The 19,223-nt window shown below is 43.2% G+C and carries 16 protein-coding genes; 7 read left to right on the top strand and 9 right to left on the bottom strand.

Annotation, left to right across the window (positions count from 1 at the left end):
- Position 1: 1 nt before the first annotated feature.
- The 4 genes from JO943_RS04635 to JO943_RS04650 all read right to left on the bottom strand — a co-directional run bounded on the left by JO943_RS04635 (position 2) and on the right by JO943_RS04650 (position 5,662).
- Positions 2–2,428: a DNA internalization-related competence protein ComEC/Rec2 gene (locus tag JO943_RS04635; RefSeq protein WP_202740103.1), complete on the bottom strand. Its 2,427-nt coding sequence runs from the start codon at positions 2,426–2,428 to the stop codon at positions 2–4.
- Between the two features lie 88 nt (positions 2,429–2,516).
- Complete coding sequence (locus JO943_RS04640; RefSeq protein WP_005229407.1) at positions 2,517–3,752, bottom strand: lipoprotein-releasing ABC transporter permease subunit; 1,236 nt, start codon at positions 3,750–3,752, stop codon at positions 2,517–2,519.
- Positions 3,745–4,434, bottom strand: a complete 690-nt coding sequence (gene lolD, locus JO943_RS04645) for a lipoprotein-releasing ABC transporter ATP-binding protein LolD (RefSeq protein ID WP_202740104.1) — start codon at positions 4,432–4,434, stop codon at positions 3,745–3,747. The genes JO943_RS04640 and lolD overlap by 8 nt, the downstream gene beginning before the upstream one ends.
- On the bottom strand, positions 4,427–5,662 hold the full coding sequence (locus JO943_RS04650; RefSeq protein WP_032867489.1) for a lipoprotein-releasing ABC transporter permease subunit: 1,236 nt from the start codon (positions 5,660–5,662) through the stop codon (positions 4,427–4,429). Before JO943_RS04650 ends, lolD begins: the two co-directional genes overlap by 8 nt.
- 25 nt (positions 5,663–5,687) lie before the next feature.
- On the opposite strand from JO943_RS04650, the gene JO943_RS04655 reads away from it, so the two are divergent.
- Entirely contained in the window at positions 5,688–6,269 is a 582-nt protein-coding gene (locus JO943_RS04655; protein WP_005229403.1) for a PilZ domain-containing protein, read from the top strand.
- Positions 6,270–6,282: 13 nt separating this feature from the next.
- Here the strand turns inward: JO943_RS04655 and JO943_RS04660 are convergent, their stop codons facing one another.
- Both JO943_RS04660 and JO943_RS04665 read right to left on the bottom strand, forming a co-directional pair.
- Positions 6,283–7,176 carry a DMT family transporter gene (locus tag JO943_RS04660; protein WP_005284533.1) on the bottom strand — a complete coding sequence of 298 codons (894 nt, stop codon included), beginning with the start codon at positions 7,174–7,176 and terminating at the stop codon, positions 6,283–6,285.
- Positions 7,177–7,183: 7 nt separating this feature from the next.
- Positions 7,184–7,654, bottom strand: a complete 471-nt coding sequence (locus tag JO943_RS04665) for a YaiI/YqxD family protein (protein WP_202740105.1) — start codon at positions 7,652–7,654, stop codon at positions 7,184–7,186.
- 230 nt (positions 7,655–7,884) lie between these two features.
- Between JO943_RS04665 and JO943_RS04670 the strand changes: the two genes are divergently transcribed.
- Positions 7,885–8,823 carry a hypothetical protein gene (locus JO943_RS04670; RefSeq protein ID WP_005229387.1) on the top strand — a complete coding sequence of 313 codons (939 nt, stop codon included), beginning with the start codon at positions 7,885–7,887 and terminating at the stop codon, positions 8,821–8,823.
- Between the two features lie 35 nt (positions 8,824–8,858).
- Complete coding sequence (locus JO943_RS04675; RefSeq protein WP_004771301.1) at positions 8,859–9,002, top strand: hypothetical protein; 144 nt, start codon at positions 8,859–8,861, stop codon at positions 9,000–9,002.
- Positions 9,003–9,078: 76 nt separating this feature from the next.
- Here JO943_RS04675 and serC read toward each other — a convergent pair whose 3' ends face one another.
- A complete protein-coding gene (gene serC, locus JO943_RS04680) occupies positions 9,079–10,158 on the bottom strand; it encodes a 3-phosphoserine/phosphohydroxythreonine transaminase (RefSeq protein ID WP_032867493.1) in 1,080 nt (359 codons plus the stop codon).
- A 348-nt stretch (positions 10,159–10,506) separates the two neighbouring features.
- Here serC and JO943_RS04685 point away from each other — a divergent pair, with 348 nt between their 5' ends.
- The 4 genes from JO943_RS04685 to JO943_RS04700 are packed head-to-tail and all read left to right on the top strand — an operon-like array spanning position 10,507 to position 15,422.
- A complete protein-coding gene (locus JO943_RS04685) occupies positions 10,507–12,003 on the top strand; it encodes a TolC family protein (protein ID WP_202740106.1) in 1,497 nt (498 codons plus the stop codon).
- 12 nt (positions 12,004–12,015) lie between these two features.
- Positions 12,016–13,179 (top strand): HlyD family secretion protein, encoded by a 1,164-nt coding sequence (locus JO943_RS04690; RefSeq protein ID WP_202740107.1) that lies wholly within the window; start codon positions 12,016–12,018, stop codon positions 13,177–13,179.
- Positions 13,180–13,182: 3 nt separating this feature from the next.
- Positions 13,183–14,313 (top strand): ABC transporter permease, encoded by a 1,131-nt coding sequence (locus JO943_RS04695; RefSeq protein WP_202740108.1) that lies wholly within the window; start codon positions 13,183–13,185, stop codon positions 14,311–14,313.
- On the top strand, positions 14,310–15,422 hold the full coding sequence (locus tag JO943_RS04700; protein ID WP_202740109.1) for an ABC transporter permease: 1,113 nt from the start codon (positions 14,310–14,312) through the stop codon (positions 15,420–15,422). Before JO943_RS04695 ends, JO943_RS04700 begins: the two co-directional genes overlap by 4 nt.
- Before the next feature lie 25 nt (positions 15,423–15,447).
- On the opposite strand, the gene gyrA is transcribed toward JO943_RS04700, so the two are convergent.
- Complete coding sequence (gene gyrA / locus JO943_RS04705) at positions 15,448–18,177, bottom strand: DNA gyrase subunit A (RefSeq protein WP_005284510.1); 2,730 nt, start codon at positions 18,175–18,177, stop codon at positions 15,448–15,450.
- Between the two features lie 345 nt (positions 18,178–18,522).
- Positions 18,523–19,179, bottom strand: coding sequence for a hypothetical protein (locus JO943_RS04710; RefSeq protein WP_202740110.1), 657 nt, complete (start codon positions 19,177–19,179; stop codon positions 18,523–18,525).
- Between the last annotated feature and the right edge of the window lie 44 nt (positions 19,180–19,223).

A 19,223-nucleotide genomic window follows, 5' to 3' on the forward strand; every position in this document is an offset into this window, starting at 1 on the left:
GCTATTCTCGTTGTAACCATTTCCTTTGCTGCCGTTGCAGCTTTATCTCAACTTTGCCATGCTCAAACAGGAAATTCACCGACCCTGTGCGTGTAGTATTAAGTAACGGAATATTCAGAGCTTGCAGACGCTTTTGGACTTCCCGGCTCGGATGCCCATAACGATTATTAAAGCCAGCTGAAGCAATCGTCAGCTTGGGTTTTAAAACTTTTAAAAAATCATAAGCAGAACTATTTTTACTGCCATGATGACCTAAAACCAGAACATCTACTTTTAAATCTGGATATTTCTGTAGCAATTTAAACTCGGTTTCCCAGCCTGCATCGCCCATAATCAGAAAGTTTTGATAAGGTTGAGCATTGAGAAACTGTAAGTAGACCACACAAGATTGTTCATTCTGTTGATGTTTGGCAAAATTCAGGCCATCTTGCGTAGGCGACAAAATCTCAATTTTAAGATTGCTATATGACCAATGCTGATCCTGTTGGCAATAGGAGAAATTGTCCTTAAACGGGAGCTTTTCACTTCGTTCACTTGACTGCACCTGAGTAATCGCAAAGGCATTTTGTATAGCCGGAAATGCACCGCTATGATCCTGATCCAGATGCGATAGAATGACGTGATCCAGGCTACGAACACCCTGCTGTCTTAGGAACGGGATGTCGACTCGCTCACCGATACCAAATTTTCGCTCGTCATAATTCCCGCCCGTATCAATCATTAATGTCTGTTGCGGGTGCTGTAAAAAGATAGCCTGCCCTTGTCCTACATCGAGAATAGTTAAAGTCGTAGATTGAGTTTTTACACCGATAAGCATGGGTAAAAAGCAGACACCAGCCCAAAGCCTGGGTACGCTACCTCTAGGCATAAATAAAATGACCAATCCCAAGATCAAGCTCAGCATCATGCCAGGTGTATAACTGACCCCGTATAACGCTGGGAACAGGTGCTGTAAACCGTTTAAGCCCCACAACAAGAATGCAAGCAACTGATCATTCAGCTGAAACAACAATAGACCCAATGCAGGAATGATTAGCCACAGACAAGCAGCAAGAATATCTAGCGGCACCACCACACCACTTAATAGCGGAATTGCAATCAGGTTACTCAATGGAGCGGCCCAAGAAATCTGCTGAAAGAAAATAATCACCAGTGGCAATAAGGCAATAAAAACTTTCCATTGGGCATCAATCAACACTTTAATTGCTAGTACCATCTTTTGTATTGAGGTCTGCATTTGATCTTGAGGCAAGTGTGCTGTCGTTTGATAGATCCGTAGCAGAATAAAACAGGCCCCATAAGATAACCAGAATGCTGCCGACAAGATGCTAAATGGATCATAAATCAGCAGTAAGCTAGCACTATAAACCAGCAAGGCCAGAGGTTGGATAGACTGTCGCAAGATCAGGAAAAGACTGGCAATCAGCACTGTGAACAGCGTTCTGATGGCCGGAATCTCAAAGCCGACAAAAGCTACATAAAGTACAACACTGGCAACAAAAGGAAAAATGACCAGAATCTGTCTGGGTTTCCATAAATATAATTTCGGGCAATAACGCTGTATCAGCCTTTGGCACAACCAGGTCAGCATCAAGGCAAAGATCAGTACATGAGGCCCTGAAATAGCCAGTAAATGGGATATTCCCAGCAACTGGAATTGCTGTTTTAGCGCGCTCGACAACAGGCTTTCATCGCCAGTCAGCAAAGCTAGCAGCAAACCTGGATGTTGCAGAGAGCTTGTTTGCAGCATTTGCCGGAAGTCCAGCCGCATGCCTTCAATTTTTAACAGCAACCTGGCTTTGAGCGTACGTTGTTGCTTATCGTGTTGCTGATAACCCAAACGATAAATCTCATCAGAGCTTAACGGCTGAATTTGTCTGACCGAAAATGTAGAGAGAATATTCTGCTTTAAAAACCATTTTTCCTGATCAAATGCTCCTGCTACAGCATAACTATGCGCAGGCCTGATCATCCCGTTGATCCGATAATAGCGACCCAATTGTAAGCTCGGCTGCTGCATGGATTGCTCAGATGCTTTATTCAGATACAGTAGCCAGTCTACTGGCTGGCTATGTCGATTGAGGACTTCAGCAATCTGTTTTTGCCCTTCATCTGTTAGTTCATTTATTTTTTTAATATAAACAATGGCTTCAAATGGTTGAACCTGAAGTTCCCGTAAGCTTAAGCGCTGTTCTAAAGCCACATCAGCATAATGATAACCGGTACAGCACAATGCCCAGCTGCAACTGCTTAAAAGGAGCGCCTTATACCAAGCCCGCTGAAAATAGCGCTGCTTTTTATATTGTCCTAAAGCGAATATCAGACTTGCTAAAATCAGCCATATCCACCATGTTTGTCCTATAAAATGGAAATCCTGCCCCATCAAAGTAATACCGGCAATCCAGCCGAACAAAATAATCTTCAACATTTCTTAACATTGGATTTAGTTTTTCTAAAGACAAAATTAAAGCCCCTTTTCGGAGCTTTAACAAGAGGTCTTATTCAATATTTATGCATTATTCATAGCGCAATGCTTCTGCCGGCTGAACTTTTGCTGCACGTAAGGCAGGATAAATTGTTGCCAGTAAACTTAATAACAATGAAACACTTACCACCAGCAATACATCTTGCCAACGTAAATATGAAGGCAGATAATGCACAAAATAGGCATCTAATAAATTTAAGCCAAAAGTGGTATTCACCCAAGACACAATATTACCAATGCTTAACGATAAAATAATCCCTAAAACCGTACCCAATCCAGTGCCAATCACACCAATAATTGTCCCCTGCACCATAAAGATTTGAGTAATCAATAAGGGCGATGCACCTAAAGTACGTAAGATGGCGATATCGGATTTTTTATCTGTCACCAACATCATCAGGGATGAGATAATATTAAAGGTTGCAACAATAATAATAAGGAGCAGTAATAACCCGACCATATTTTTTGCCATTTGAATGGCACTAAATAGGTTACCTTGCGTATAGGTCCAGTTCGAAGCATAAAAATTACTTGGTAATTTTTTGATAATACTCTCGGAAATCTCCGGTGCAGCAAAAATATCATCCAGCTTTAAGCGAATGCCTTGAGCACCTTCCGGCAAGCGTAGTAATGTCGAAGCATCATTTAATGCCACATATCCCACCATCGAATCGACCTGAGTACCAATTTTAAATATACCCACCACTTCGAAACGTTTAAATCGAGGCACTACCCCTGCGGATGAATTAGTGGCTTCAGGTAACACAAGCGTCACCGGATCATTCAGCTTCAAGCCTAGACTGTCTGCCAGATCCTGACCGATAACAATGCCATATTTGCCTTTCTTCAAGGCCTCCAGACTACCGGCTTGCATATAGTTATGAACAATAGAGACCTGTTTTTCATATTCCGGTTCAATGCCTGAGATCATAATCCCTGTCACTTCGCCATGTGCAGTTAACATCCCCTGTAACTGTGTATACGGCGCAACAGCAGCCACATGGGGCTGTTTAGCGATATCTTGAGCCAGGTCTTGCCAGTTGGTCATAATCTGAGTGGAGGCAATCGTCGCTTGTGGCACGATTCCTAAAATACGGTTTTTCAATTCCCGGTCAAAACCATTGATCACCGACAAAACCGTAATCAGTACCGCAACACCCACAGTGAGACCAATCATGGTCATCAATGAAATAAACGACACCAGACGGCTTTTTTTTCTTGCCTGTGTATATTTCAGCCCAATATAAAATGAAATGGGTTTAAACATGCTCACCCACCCATATACCATCTTGCATATGCAAAATTGAATCCGCCGACTGAGCCAGTTGCTCATCATGGGTCACGATCAACATGGCCATATTGAGTTCTTTTTTCAAATCGGTGAGCAGCTCGAAAATACTGAGCGCAGTTTTACGATCCAGATTTCCGGTCGGTTCATCTGCCAGCACCACCGCAGGTTTGGTCACTAGAGCACGCGCCAAAGCCACACGTTGCCGTTCACCACCGGACAATTCACCCGGTTTATGATCCATACGATGAGACAGGCCAACACGATCCAGCAGATATTCTGCCTGCTTTTTTACGTCCTTAAAATTGCTCTCACTGCGCAACATTAATGGCATTGCCACATTTTCCAATGCAGTAAATTCTGGCAATAAATGATGGAACTGATAAACAAAACCCAGATATTGGTTACGCTTGTAACCACGCTCCGCCTCGTCTAAATTATCAAAGCGTTGACCTTGCAAGAAGACTTGTCCTTCCGAAGGTTGCTCCAAACCGCCTAACACATGTAACAAAGTACTTTTACCTGAACCGCTTGAGCCCACAATCGAAACGAACTCGCCGGCATTGACTTGCAGGGATAAGCCTTTGATCACTTCAACTTTGCTTTTGCCATCATCGAAATGCTTAAAGATATTTTTTGATTCTAGAACGATCTTACTCATAACGTAATGCCTCGGCTGGTTGCGTTTTCGCTGCACGGATAGCAGGGTAAATTGTTGCTAAAAAACTGATAGATAAAGATGCGGTCACAACAATCAGGACATCTTGCCAGCGTAAATAAGAAGGTAAATAGCCAATGACATAACCACTAAATAAATTAAGTCCAAAGGTGTGATTTAACCAGCCCACCAGATCACTGATGGTTAAGGCAAAAGCACTGCCTAAAATCACTCCTGTCACCGTACCCACCACCCCAATAATGGTCCCTTGTACAATAAAGACAGACGTAATAAATCTTGGTGAGGCACCTAAGGTACGCAGAATTGCAATATCTGCCTTTTTATCGGTGACCACCATAACCAGTGACGAAACGATATTAAATGCAGCCACCACAATAATCAGAAACAGTAGTAAACCTACCAGATTCTTTTCCATTCGCACCGCACCAAACAGACTCCCATGCGTTTCTTTCCAGCTGGTTGCATAAAAATTATCTGGTAATTGTTTAACAATCTGGTTCACCACATTCGGGGCCGCAAAAATGTCATCCACTTTAAGACGTACACCTTGGGCACCATCCGGCAAACGTAATAAGGTCGAGGCATCATTCAAGGCAATGTAGCCAACTGTAGAATCCACTTCTGCACCGACACTAAAAATGCCGACAATTTTAAAGCGTTTAAATCGTGGCACCACACCTGCTGGAGACGGCGTCGCTTCAGGCAGCACCAAGGTCACATTATCATTCAGACTCAACCCCAACGCATCGGTCATATCTTTACCGAGCACAATCCCGAACTCGCCTTTTTTTAATGCATTTAAATCACCTGCAACCATATGGTTCTGGATAATCGACACCTTGCTTTCATATTTTGGCTCAATCCCCGTCACCATAATACCAGCGACTTGCCCTTGCCCAGTCAACATCCCTTGCAATTGGGTAAAAGGCGCAGCGCCTGTGACATGCGGGTGATGCTCAACTTTTTTTACAAGCTCAGGCCAATCTGTTAGAATTTGATTAGAAGAAACAGTGGCTTGTGGAACCATTCCAAGGACACGATTTTTTAATTCGCGATCGAAACCATTCATGACCGATAGCACTGTAATCAGCACAGCAACACCAAGCGTCAAGCCGATCATGGAAACTAAGGCGACAAAAGAAATAAAATGATTACTCCGCTGAGCACGAGTGTATCTCAACCCTATATACAGCGAAATTGGCTTAAACATACCATCTAGTCCGAGGTGATTTATTATGGAAAATTCACAACATCATCTTGTTGACGACAACACTGAACGTCGTGTGATGTCTCGTATTGATGCCGTGTTGAGAATCAACTATCAAATCATTCCCGATGATGTAGCGCTGAATGACCCGTATGATTCCCATTTCGTTTTGCCCCGCTATTTTCTACTACTTGCAGAATTAGATCAATTTGATCATGCGTTTCGCTACGAATTAGAACAATTAAATGAAAAAGATCAACAAATTGCTCGCATCTTATCCCTTTTTAACCAGAAATTAAACCTGATTACGGGGTCTTATTATGACAATATCGTACAATCCTTATTGCCAGTTCCTGAGCAGGTCAATGTTTCCGAGAATGGATTAAGTTTCTTTAGTTCTCAAGATATTAATCAAGGCACCTATATCCACATTACCCTGAGCCACCCTGAAAATTTCTTCCATATCGCAGCCATTGCGCAAGTCGCCCATAGCACCGCGGAAGAACAGGGAAAATTCCGTATCGGTGCCTATTTTATTACGCTCAATCCGCAAGATCGTGCCAAATTGGCTGCCAGTATTCGACAGGCTCAACAAAGTGAAGCCAGCTAATCTGCTCTCATCTTTAAGATTTCAAACGGCGATATGCCCTTAAATCCCTGAAGAAGTACAGCACTAAACCGAACAGGATAATACTCGCGCCCACAAAGACCTGAGCTGATATCTGTTCATGGTTCAGATAAGCGCCGATCAGAATCGCCAGCATCGGTGTCATGACAGTCGTTAGTGATAATGTGGTCGCCTGTAAGTTCTGCACCAGCTTAAAATAACAGAACATGGCAATTAACGAAGCCATCACGATGGTATAGGTCAGTGCAAACAAAGACTTCGCAGAAGGAAAATGCGTTGGGGCATATTGCCAGATCCACGGTATCAATAATGTAGCCAATAAGGTTGAGACCAGAATTGAACCGGTGGCCTGCGCCATAACCGGCAAATCTGCATTAATTTTCTTGACCAGAAAAATCGACAAAGAATAAGAAAAAACACTGATCAGCATTAAAATAATGCCAATCGGCTGTACATGCTGCTGACTACCACTCAAGCAAATCATGGCCAAGCCGATAATTGAGGTTGCCATTCCCAGCCATTGCAAGCCTGCCAGTTTTTGCTGAAAACCAAAACGGCCAATCAATCCCGCCATAATCGGTGCCAGACCAAACATTAAGGCGATCAGCCCCGAACTCAGATAAGCCGTGGCCGCATAGGTAAAGATTTGCGAACCAATCAGACTCAATGAGCCTGCGGCATAACTCAATAAGGCAATTTTATGAGTGGGAAATTTCACCTTTAACAGCAATAATACGGTTACCGCCAGAGGCAACGCAATAAAGAAGCGGATCAGCAATGCCCACATCGGATGTAGGTCCGAAACACTCCACACAATTGCAAGCGGCGTGGTTGCCCAGATAAAGACCAGTAGTCCATAAGTGAGCATGAGATTAATACGTGATGGCATACTCAACTCAAGATGCTGTTTTTCGTTTTTGTTTTAAAATGGTCTGATCCAGAGAACTGGAAAATTCACGTTTATCTCGTTCTGAAATTGGTGGTGGCCCACCAGTCTGCACCCCAGCCCCACGTAAGGTATCCATAAAATCACGTAGATGAAGACGTGCTTTTACGTTAGCCGTGGTATAGATCTCACCACGGGGGTGAATGGCAATTCCCCCTTTTTCAATTACTTGCGCCGCCAGCGGAATATCTTGTGTAATGACAATGTCATTTTCTTGCATACGTTCCACAATTTCCTGATCAGCCTGATCTGCCCCGCTCATCACCTGAATGGATTTAATCCGCACGGATGGGGTGATACCGACATTCTGGTTGGCAACAAAGGTCACTTCAAGTTGATAACGATCGGATGCGCGTAAAATCACTTCACGTAAAATTTTAGGTAAAGCATCAGCATCTACCCATAATTTAAATGGCAGCACGTTGACGAAAACTCTTGAGAAGAAAAGACTAGTGTAGCAGATTACGGGAAAAGTAGAGTTAACAAAGCGGCGGTCATCCCATGCATTTTTCCATTTGCTTCGACTGGAGTAGAGGTTGTTATCAGATTAAAAATTAAAATAAATTTTAGAGAATTACAGATTCAGACTTGAAATATCCCGGTTACCCTCGATTTAATAGAATAAGTTCAATCTTTTTAGCCTCTCGCTTTATGAAAAATCAAAACAGTCCAGAAATCATTAAAATTCAAGATCAAAATTTCGGTAATCATGTCGAGCATTGGAACTTATTGACAGATACACCCGAAACTGATGTTCCCAAATGGTTAGGACTGGCCCTTGATGCACCGGTTATGCCAATGGGGCTATGTGAAGATGAACATGAGATGGATCAGGCATTCTGGTTGATTCAGGGCCCAAGCGGTGAATCTGTTTCGATTAACCAGATCATCGCGGTGGAAGACCAGAAACCACGTGCATTAAAAACTGCTTTTCCAAGTTTCGAAAGCCCGTATAAATATGATGCTAAAATTGAGCGAATTATTACCTGTGATTCTGCCACTCAGGCCGTATTACGGTTAAATTTAAATAAAGATACCACCATTTATGCCTTTGATAATCTATTCAGTGTAAATAGCTGTCAATATGACAAAAATCAAAGCTATAAAGTTCAATTTAATGCTTGGGCCTATGAATTGGAAGCAGTGGCTGCAGATGAGAAAATCATTGTAGATGATCCTGCTTCGATTAAACATCATCGCGCTTTAAATGCAATTTTGGCAGAACATAATGGTGTAGCGCCTGAAAATTTACAGGAACTGATTAATGAGTGGCAGCCAAAAACACCAGAAGATCAAGAACCTGTCACGGTCGACTTTTCTAAAATGGTGGCTTATTTATTTGGTGAAACTTTAGGTCAGGAAGATGAAGCCTGGTTCCAGGGTAATATTGTTGGTAAAACTCAAATGCAGTTTATGCAGGATGAATATACCCTGTATGACGTAACTCTGGTTTTAGAAGATGATTTACCGGCAATCCTGATTCGTATTGCTACTAAAAACGAATTGTATAGAAACTTTAACATTGGCCAATATATTCGTGGCAACCTATGGATTCAGGCCAATATTTATGCTAAAACTGCTCTTGAGTGACAAAAAATCACATAAATGGCATTTTAGGCGTTCTAATGAAAATTATACCAGAACAAACAACCACCAGTCTGATTCATTCGAGTGATCAAGGTCTTAAACTTGATGTTGGTGCTTTTTGCTTTTTCTTACTCGGTATGTTCTTAGCAGCACTTATTTTTCATCAAATTGGCTTTTTCTGATTTTTGCCCATACCCTTATTCATATATATAAAAGCCCTCAATGATGAGGGCTTTTATTTTAACTGTTGTTTATGGCTTAACCATGACGTTTCGCAAAATCATCCATAAAGTTAACAAGGGCCTGTACACCTTCTAACGGGACTGCATTATAAATACTTGCACGCATGCCTCCCACTGAACGGTGGCCTGCCAAGTTCAATAAGTGATGCTGTTCAGCTTCTTGCAAGAAAGTCTTTTCAAGTGCTTCATCCGCCAAGGTAAATGGTACATTCATCATTGAACGGTTCGGCACTGCGATCGGATTGTTATAAAAATCGCTCGAATCAATATAACCGTATAATAACTTGGCTTTTTCCTGATTCACTTTATAGATGGCATCTACTCCACCCTGCTCAAGCAACCATTCAAATACCAGACCTGATAAATACCATGCGTAGGTCGCCGGGGTATTGACCATTGAACCATTCTTGGCTTGGTCTGCATATTTCAAGATGCTTGGAATTTCCGGCTTGGCTTGGTCAAGTAAATCATCGCGAATAATAACAATGGTCAAACCTGCCGGGCCGATATTTTTTTGCGCACCGGCATAAATCAGACCAAACTTGCTGACATCCAATGGTGCAGACAAAATGCTCGATGAATAATCACAGACCAACGGTGCATTCACATCTGGAATAGCCGCGAATTGCAAACCACCAATGGTTTCATTATCTGCATAATGCACATAGGCTGCATCATTCGACAGATTCCAAGTACTCTGTTCAGTGATCGCATGTTTACCATCAATAAGCGTACCCGCTTCAACGATATTAATATCGCCATAGCGTTTCGCTTCTTTTAGTGCTTTTTCAGACCAGATGCCAGTATGGATATAGTCTGCCTTGTTATTTTTACCTAACAGGTTCAGCGGAATCGCCGAGAACTGCAAGGATGCCCCACCTTGTAAAAACAGTACTTTATAGTTTTCTGGAATGTTCATGAGCTTACGTAAGTCAGCTTCAGCCTTCTCTGCCACGGCAACATAGTCATTGCTACGATGACTCATTTCCATGATCGACAGACCTTTGCCCTGCCAATTCAACAATTCTTGTTGAGCTTTTTCTAAAACGGCAGTAGGTAATGCAGCAGGACCAGCGCAGAAATTATAAGCACGCATGAGTTTTCCCTTGTTAAAGTGGAACAAATTGGAATGGGAATTTAATCATAGATTGGCGAAGCTTGCAGCAGCTTATGCAGTAAATATTTCAATTTGACTGCAAAAAAAGTATTAATTTTTCAATCATGTTTTGTCATTACAATTATTTTAGGCCAAACTTGCTAGCCCTTTTCCCGAACCTAAAACGTCCCGCTTTTTCACCATTTTATTTAGATTAAAAACTCTACTTTTTACAAATTCACTACACCAATCTGAGCCATATAACTATTTAATTAAAAACATAATATTTTAATTTTATAAAAAGAATTTAGACTAACGCAGGATATTATTAAATTGCGACATAACCTGATGTTGAAACAACATGACCGACCGGATTTCAAGGTCAAGCGCTTTCCCAAAATGTTAAGCTTGAGTATAAGCCTGATCAGCTGTGCCTTATTTTCATCTTCTGTATGGGCCCAGACTTTTAGCTATAGCGAGGCTGAACAGTATGTGGTCGAAAATGCCTATGCCTCCCAAGCCCAACAAGCTCTGCAACAAGCTTCACAACTTGAGATGGAGGCGGTTAAAAACCTGGGCCTTCCCCGTATTGATTTAAATGCACGCGCTTATTCATTTCATAGTGAAACCAGCGTACCTTTAGGCTCAAGTAAACGACGACTGGAAAATTCGTTGACCCGTGGTTTTGATGACAAATTATCGCAATGGGAAAATGTATTACCGCCTGAAGTGATTGATCAGGTTAGTCAGGGATTTGATCAAACCGTAAGTGAAGGTCTGAATCAGGTGCCGAACAATGTCGATGTTACGGTTAAAGACCATGATGTGCGTACCTCAGTTTCCATGGTGATGCCGCTCTATACCGGCGGTAAAATTAGCAACGCCAAACAGATTGCCACCATTCAGGCACAACGCTCAAACATTAGCGAAAAACAACAACAAGACTCGCAACGTTTTGAGATGATCCAGTCCTATTTTAATGTGCAATTACAGCAGCAATTACTGAATGCCAGCCTGTTTAATTTAAATGCCATGCAGGAACATTATGACAATGCCCTTAAACTGGAGAAGCAAGGCTTTATTAATAAGGGCCAGCGCATGCAATTTGAGGTAGCACGTAATAATGCGCAACGTAGCTATCAAAATGCTCAATCAAACTTACAAGCCAGTCAGTTTAGCCTGCAAAATTTGCTTAAAACTAGAGAAAGTTTAAATCTCACCACCCCTCTGTTTGTGAATAACGTACAAAACCATTCGCTGGATAAAATGCTGGCAAATTATGATCAGAATTCCAGTCTGATTAAAAAGCTGCAAATGGATACCCAACTGGCCAATGAAAATGTCAAGGTTCAGCAGTCAGCCAAAAAACCGAGTGTTTTTGCCTTTGGTGAATATGGACTAGACAGCAAAGAGAACTGGATTGTCGGCGTCATGGCAAAATACAATTTATTTTCGGGTATCGATAACAATAAAAACATCCGTGCAGCCGAACTTAAAAAGTATGCAGCCGAACTGATGACCGAACGCACCAAGCAGGAAGTCGAAAATGTGTTGTATAAGTCTTATAGCGAATTAAGTTCCTCACAGAATAGCCATCAATTGCTGGTTCAAAACACCAAAGCGGCACAAGAAAACTTACGTATCCAGCAGCTTTCCTTTAAGGAAGGTATGGGCACGGCGACACAAGTGATTGATGCACAAAACGCCCTCAGCGCATTAAAAAGTGAAATGGCGCTTAATTCATATAAATACATTTTATCTTTAGCAACACTTTTACAAAGCTATGGCTCGATTGATGAGTTCAAGCTGTATGTTCATCAACCACGTACTGACTATATCCGTTAATTGGAGAATTTTATGAGCCAAGATCAATCATCATCCAATTCAGAACGCGATAAAAATCAAGTGGACAACAAGACTGAAACGCAAGCGTCTGAATCTGCTCAAGCACAGGTGAGCGCGACTGAGCAAGTTGCACAGCCACAACCTGAGACATCAAATTCCAATACCCAGCAGCCACCGAACGAGCCCGCTAAAAAAGGCAAGGCAAAAATCATCGGCCTGATTATTTTGATTCTACTTTTGGGTTTAATCGCTTTTGGCTTGTGGAAAGCCTATCAACCGCAAGCCATTGAATTGCAAGGTCGGGTTGAGTCAGAAACCGTGCATATCAGTACCAAAGTGCCAAGTCGTATCGAAGAGTTCTATGTTTCTGAAGGCCAGCCGGTTAAGAAAGGTCAGGCACTGGTTCGTTTTGTCAGCCCGGAACTTGAAGCGAAAAAAGAACAGGCTCAAGCAGCTTTACAAAGTGCAACTGCATTCCATTCCACTGTGTATCGTGGTGCTCAACAAGAAAATATTGAGACCCTGTATGCCAACTGGCAAGCCATGAAAACCCAGGCAGAATTGGCAGCAACCACTTATAAGCGTGGTGAAACCCTTTATCAGCAAGGGGTGATTTCTCGTCAACGTCGCGATGAAATGCGGGCTGCACAGACCTCTGCACGTGAAACTGCCGAAGCTTCTTATCAACAGTATGCCCGTGCCAAACGTGGTAGTACCGAACAACAGAAATCAACTGCGGATGCACAAGTTGCGATGGCACAAGCAGCAGTCAAAGAAGCCAACGCATTGACAGCAGAAACCAAACTGTATTCACCAACAGACGGAACCGTATCAAAAACTTATGGTAAACCGACTGAGTTAGTCGCAACAGGCGTGCCTGTGGTCAGTATTATTGAAGATCACGATTTGTGGGTCAGCTTAAATGTTCGCGAAGACATGTACAGTGCTGTGTATCAAATGAAAACCATTGAAGGTTTTATTCCGGCTTTAAATCAGAAAGTCAGTTTTAAAGTCAAAAACATTGATGCCGAAGGTGATTTTGCAACCATTAAAACCACGCGTCAAACTGGTGGTTATGACATCCGCAGCTTTAAATTCCACTTGGTGCCCGAGCAACGTATTCCAGATTTAAAAGTCGGCATGAGCGTACTCTTCAAAATCGAAGAGGCCAAATAACCGATGTTTGCTGTCATGCTTCGGGAATTACGCTATCTCAAACGCCATAAAGTCGATCTGTTTATGGCAGTTATCGCCCCATTGCTGGTGATTCTGCTGTTTGGCAGTATGTTTTCAGCTGGTAAGGCTGAGCATCTGCCCATTGTAGTGATTGACCAGGACCAGAGTGAAATGAGCCGTAAGGTGATTCGCAGCTTAAGTCTGAACCATACGTTACAGGTCAAGACCATTACCGCCAGTCAGGATGAAGCCGAACACCTGATCAACAAAACCGAAGCCTGGGGATTCGTGATAATCCCCGAAGGTGCTGAACAACGGCTGGTCAAAGCCCAAGATGCACAAATCAGTATCGCCTATAACCAGTCTTTTTTTAGTATCGGGAATACCATTTCCTCAGCCATGCTCATCAGCACCCTGAATGGTATGGCGGAATATATGGGACAAAACTATCTGTCCAATACAATCCCCTATCTGGACATGCCCACCCCACATATCAAGATCTCGACCCTATATAACCCCAGCATGAGTTATGAGTTATTTCTTGAGCCGTTTATGGTGCCAGCCGTTTTACACTTATTGCTCTGTTGCTGCGTGGCTTTTGCCATAGGGCAAGAGTTTAAGCGCAAAACAGTGGGTGAATGGGTCAGTTCCAAACAAGTCGTTTCCAGCCTACTCGGTAAAATATTGCTCTATGTCTTTATTTTCTGTGCCTGGACCTGGTGCTGGATGTTCTGGTTAGCCCAGATCCGCGGTTACTTCATTGCAGGTTCACTCACGCTGATTTTAGTAGCACAATTTTTATTGTACTTTTCCTATGCCGTGATCAGTAGTACTGTGGTTCTTGCAACTCAGAATCTTCCAAAGACCTTTGGCTTTATTGCTCTTTATGGCGGTTCTTCACCCAGCTTCTCAGGAATTACCTTACCCTTGAACAATGCGCCTGCATTTACCCAGTTCTGGTCAATGATTATTCCCTATACCCCTTATGCCAAGCTGCAAACCGAACAGTGGATTATCGGCAGCGATCTGCATGTCTCGATGGTTCCCTTTGCTATTTTGCTGGTCTTCGCGAGCTTATTCTTTGCGTTAAGCGTGCGTCTGTTGAAGAAAAATACTCAGGAGCTGAGCGCATGAAGTCATTTTTCAGCTATTACCTACAGACCTTTAAGAATATTTTTGCCAACAATTCGGTGTTTACCACCCTGATTGCAGCAACCCTGCTGTATAGCTTTTTCTACCCAACCGCTTATAAAGCACAAACCGCAGAAGATATTCCGATTGTGATTGTGGATGAAGAACAAAGCATTTTGACTTCAAAGATCATTAGTCAGGCCTCGAATAGTCCGCATATCAAGATCACCACGGTGACGGATAATTTTCTGGAAGCACAGCGCATGGTGCAGAACCAGCAAGCGGAAGGTATCTTGTTACTGCCTGAGAACCTCACTAATAGCTTGAAACGCGGGGAAATGGGCGGCATTGGCCTGTACTTGAGTACAGCCTATTTTATTCGGACCAAAGAGGTTGGCGTGGGTTTGGCAAGCTCAATCGAATACACCCTGAAAGAACATTTAGAGAAATTCGGTAATGCCTCTGCTTTCGAGCCAGAACTTTCGATTCATCAGATTCCCTTGTTCAATACCATGTCAGGTTATGGCAGTTATATCTTCCCTGCTGTGGCCAGCCTGATCATTCATCAGACTATTGTGTTGGGTCTTGCCATGCTGATTGCCAGTTACCGTGAACAGGGCTGGGTCGCAAAACCGGTTGAATTCTGGGCCACATTCGCCGCCATTTTTACCACTGGCTGCCTGAGCTGTCTATATTTATTCGGCTTTACCTTCTGGTTGTATGAATTTCCACACGGTGGCAACTTCTGGGGTATGCTCCTGGCCGTTCCAATCTATGTCAGCTGTGTGATTGGCTTGGGCATGCTACTCGGTTCACTGGTCGATATGCCGGAACGGGTTGGGCATCTGATTGTGGTGACTTCTGTTCCATTGTTCTTACTGACTGGCACAGCGTGGCCTCACGAAGCCATGCCGCACTGGATGCAATGGTTGGCCTGGATATTTCCTTCAACGCATGGTGTCCAGATGTTTGTCCAGCTCAATCAAATGGGTGTCCCGACCTCAATTGTGGTACCAAAACTAATTTATCTAGCTACTGTCGCTGCAATTTTACTGGCAATTTCTTATTACCGTTTAGTAATGATGCAACCCATAAAAAAAGGAAGCTCATAAGCTTCCTTTTTTATTACCTCAATGATTACGCTTCAGGCGCATCATCTTTTGGCTCAGCAACCACTTCTTCAGAAGTCACTGTTTCAGCTTCGGTATTTTCAACTTCATCTATAGCATCTAACTCTTCGTCATCTTCTACAGCTTCAATCGAAACCACGCCCACAAGGGTTTCAGCATCGCTTAAGCGGATCAAGCGTACACCTTGCGCATTACGGCCCGTTGTTGCCACTTCAGCAGCGCGGGTACGTACTAATGTACCGCCGTCAGAAATCAACATCAGTTCTTTGCTTTCATCAATCGATACTGCACCCACTAGCTCACCATTACGTTCGCTGGTCTTGATCGCAATTACACCCTTACCACCACGTTTCTTGGTCGGGAAGTCATCTACTGGAGTACGTTTACCATAACCGTTGGCACATGCACACAGCACTTCACCCGTTTCAGGTACAACTACAAGCGAAACGATACGGCTGATGACATTTGAATCTGATGAATCATCATTGTCATCGCTGTCATCATTTTCAACGTCAGCATCTTCAGCTTCGATACTGTTGCTTGCAAAGCTGACGCGCATACCACGTACACCTTTGGCGGTACGACCCATCGCACGAACATCAGTTTCAGCAAAACGGATCGCCTTACCTTCATTCGAGAACAGCATGATCTGCTGGTTACCGTCGGTAATCGCAACACCGATCAAGGTATCTTCTTCATTCAGCTCAATTGCGCGTAAACCGTTTGAACGGACATTGCTAAATTGTGCCAGTTCAACACGTTTTACCGTACCTGATGCAGTCGCCATGAATACGTAATGGTTCTCAGGGAATTCAGTCAACGGTAAAATAGCAGTAACGGTTTCATTCGCTTCGAGAGGAAGTAAATTGATAATTGGACGACCTTTGGCACCACGAGATGCCTGTGGTACTTCAAATACGCGTAAGCGATATACCTTGCCGACATCGGTAAAGCACAGCACGGTTGCATGGTTCGACGCCACAATTAAATGCTGGATGATGTCATCATCTTTCATAGCAGTGGCAGACTTACCACGACCACCACGACGTTGCGCCTGATAATCAGAAAGCGGTTGGGTTTTCGCATAACCGGTTTGAGACACAGTCAATACAACTTGCTCTTCAGGAATCAGGTCTTCACGACAGAAATCAACACCAGACTCGACAATCTCAGTACGGCGGCCATCACCATATTGTTGCAAGATCAACGCCAGCTCTTCACGAATTACGTTCATCAACAAATTGAAGTCATTCAGAATCGCTGTTAATTCAGCAATTTGGCCTAAGATTTCAGTATATTCAGCGTGTAACTTGTCTTGTTCCAAGCCCGTTAAACGGTGTAAACGCAATTCTAGAATCGCGCCAACCTGAGTTGGTGACAAGCGATAAATATCACCTGACAAGCCAAATGGACGTGCCGGATCTTCGCCTTCAATCTCGTCTGGACGAACAGAAATCGCGCCTGCTTTTTCCAGTAAGGCAACCACACCGCCACCTGCCCATTCGCCAGCCTGTAAACGCTCACGCGCCTCAGCCGGATTGGCAGAAGTCTTGATAGTCTCAATAATGGCATCAATATTAGCCAAGGCAACGGTCAAACCTTCCAAGATATGACCACGCTCACGCGCCTTGCGCAGTTCGTACATGGTACGACGCGTCACAACTTCTTGGCGGTGACGGATAAATGCCGCAATAATATCTTTCAGGTTCATCAACTTCGGCTGACCATTATCCAGGCAGACCATGTTGATACTGAACGAGTTTTGAAGTTGGGTATGCAAGAACAGGTTATTCACTGCAACTTCTGCATTTTCGCCACGTTTCAAGTCGATGGCGATACGCATCCCTTCTTTATCAGACTCGTCACGAAGCTCAGAAATACCTTCAATTTTCTTTTCTTTGACTAACTCGGCAATACGCTCAATGGTTTTTGCCTTGTTGACCTGATAAGGAATTTCAGTAAAGACGATCGTGGTACGACCTGTTTTCTGGTCTTCTTCGAAGTGATATTTACCACGAATATGCAAACGGCCCTTACCGGTACGGTAAGCATCCACAATACCAGACTTACCGTAAATAATACCGCCTGTAGGGAAATCCGGGCCCGTGATGTGCTCCATCAACCCTTCTACAGAAATATTCGGATTATTGGCATACGCCAGACACGCATTGACCACTTCGGTCATGTTGTGTGGCGCCATGTTGGTCGCCATACCCACTGCAATACCCGTCGTACCGTTAATCAGTAGATTTGGAATACGTGTTGGCATCACCTGAGGAATACGCTCGGAACCGTCGTAGTTATCTTCCCAGTCAACTGTATCCTTTTCCAGATCGGCCAAAATTTCATGGGTAAGCTTTTGCATACGAACTTCGGTATAACGCATTGCTGCCGCGCTATCCCCATCGACCGAACCGAAGTTACCCTGACCATCCACCAGCATGTAACGCAAACTAAAGTCCTGCGCCATACGAACGATTGTTTCATATACTGCGCTATCACCATGCGGGTGATATTTACCGATTACGTCACCGACAACACGAGCAGACTTTTTGTACGCTTTGTTATAATCATTGCCCAATTCGTGCATCGCATATAATACGCGACGATGAACAGGTTTTAGACCGTCTCTCACATCTGGCAATGCACGAGATACGATTACGCTCATCGCGTAATCTAGATATGAATGCTTGAGTTCGTCCTCAATGGCAATCGGTCTGATTTCCGATACGCTCATGCATACTCCTTGTTTACAGGTAGAGAGTTGTACCTGTTTTTATGTCTTCAATCTTGCAAAAATTCAGCTCAAAGACTTGAACTAAAATAAAAAATACAGCGAAAAATTATAGCATAAAGCACAAAATAACGGTAAGTTTAAGCCTGCAAAAATAGCATTTTTTTACAATAAAAAGGATATATAAATGAATGACTTAAAATTACTAAAAACAGAAAAGCGCCGATAAAAATACTTTGCTCAGCGGTTTGGATAAAAAAGCAGCAAAACCTGTTGCAAAAGTCGCTGATTGAGCGCAATTCTGTATCGGTTAAGCCCCGAGCTAAACCGTTTAAAAAGTCTCTATTTTTATTGATAGGGCTTGGGTGAAAGCTCTGATTGCATCGCCAGCATAAGCTTGTCCTGTTCAGTCACCCGATCCTGCTGCATAAAATAAAAAGCAGAACAGAACAGCGCCAGAATAAATGGATTTTCGTAGAGCTCTTCCACGATATCCTGATTGGCATAATTACTGAGCAACAAGGTGTCAATAAAGCGATGATGCTCGATACTATCCGCCAGAAATAATGACAAAATCGCAATCAGTAAATACCAGAACGGCAACTTGAGCTGTTGCCACTTATACTTGATTTCAGCTCTTAAGTGCGGAGAAAACAGCATCAGAACCACAGGTGCAATCACAAAAATTGAAATGATCCGATAATAGACATGCGGAACTTCAGGAAAAAAATCACGCCCCCAACTAATGCTTCGTCCAAAGAACATCAACCACCACGCCATGGCCCAGATCCAGAACCATTTCTTCTGCTCAGTTAAGGTCTTGGGTTTGACATAGAACCAGGTGAACGGAACACAAGCCAATAACACAATGGCCTGAAAAGCTTCCAGAACATGGACATTCCATGTCAACAGTACAGCACTTTGGGCAATGGCTAGAAATGTGGTGAGAGTTAAAAGGGAGAATAAAAACAATACAACGCCATTTAAGCGGAAATCAAACTTCATTATTCAACAAAAAAACCAGCGAAAATAAAAGTCTAACAAAAGTG

Source organism: Acinetobacter sp. 'aerobic (ED)' (genome assembly GCF_904886855.1).
Taxonomy (GTDB): Bacteria; Pseudomonadota; Gammaproteobacteria; order Pseudomonadales; family Moraxellaceae; genus Acinetobacter; species Acinetobacter courvalinii.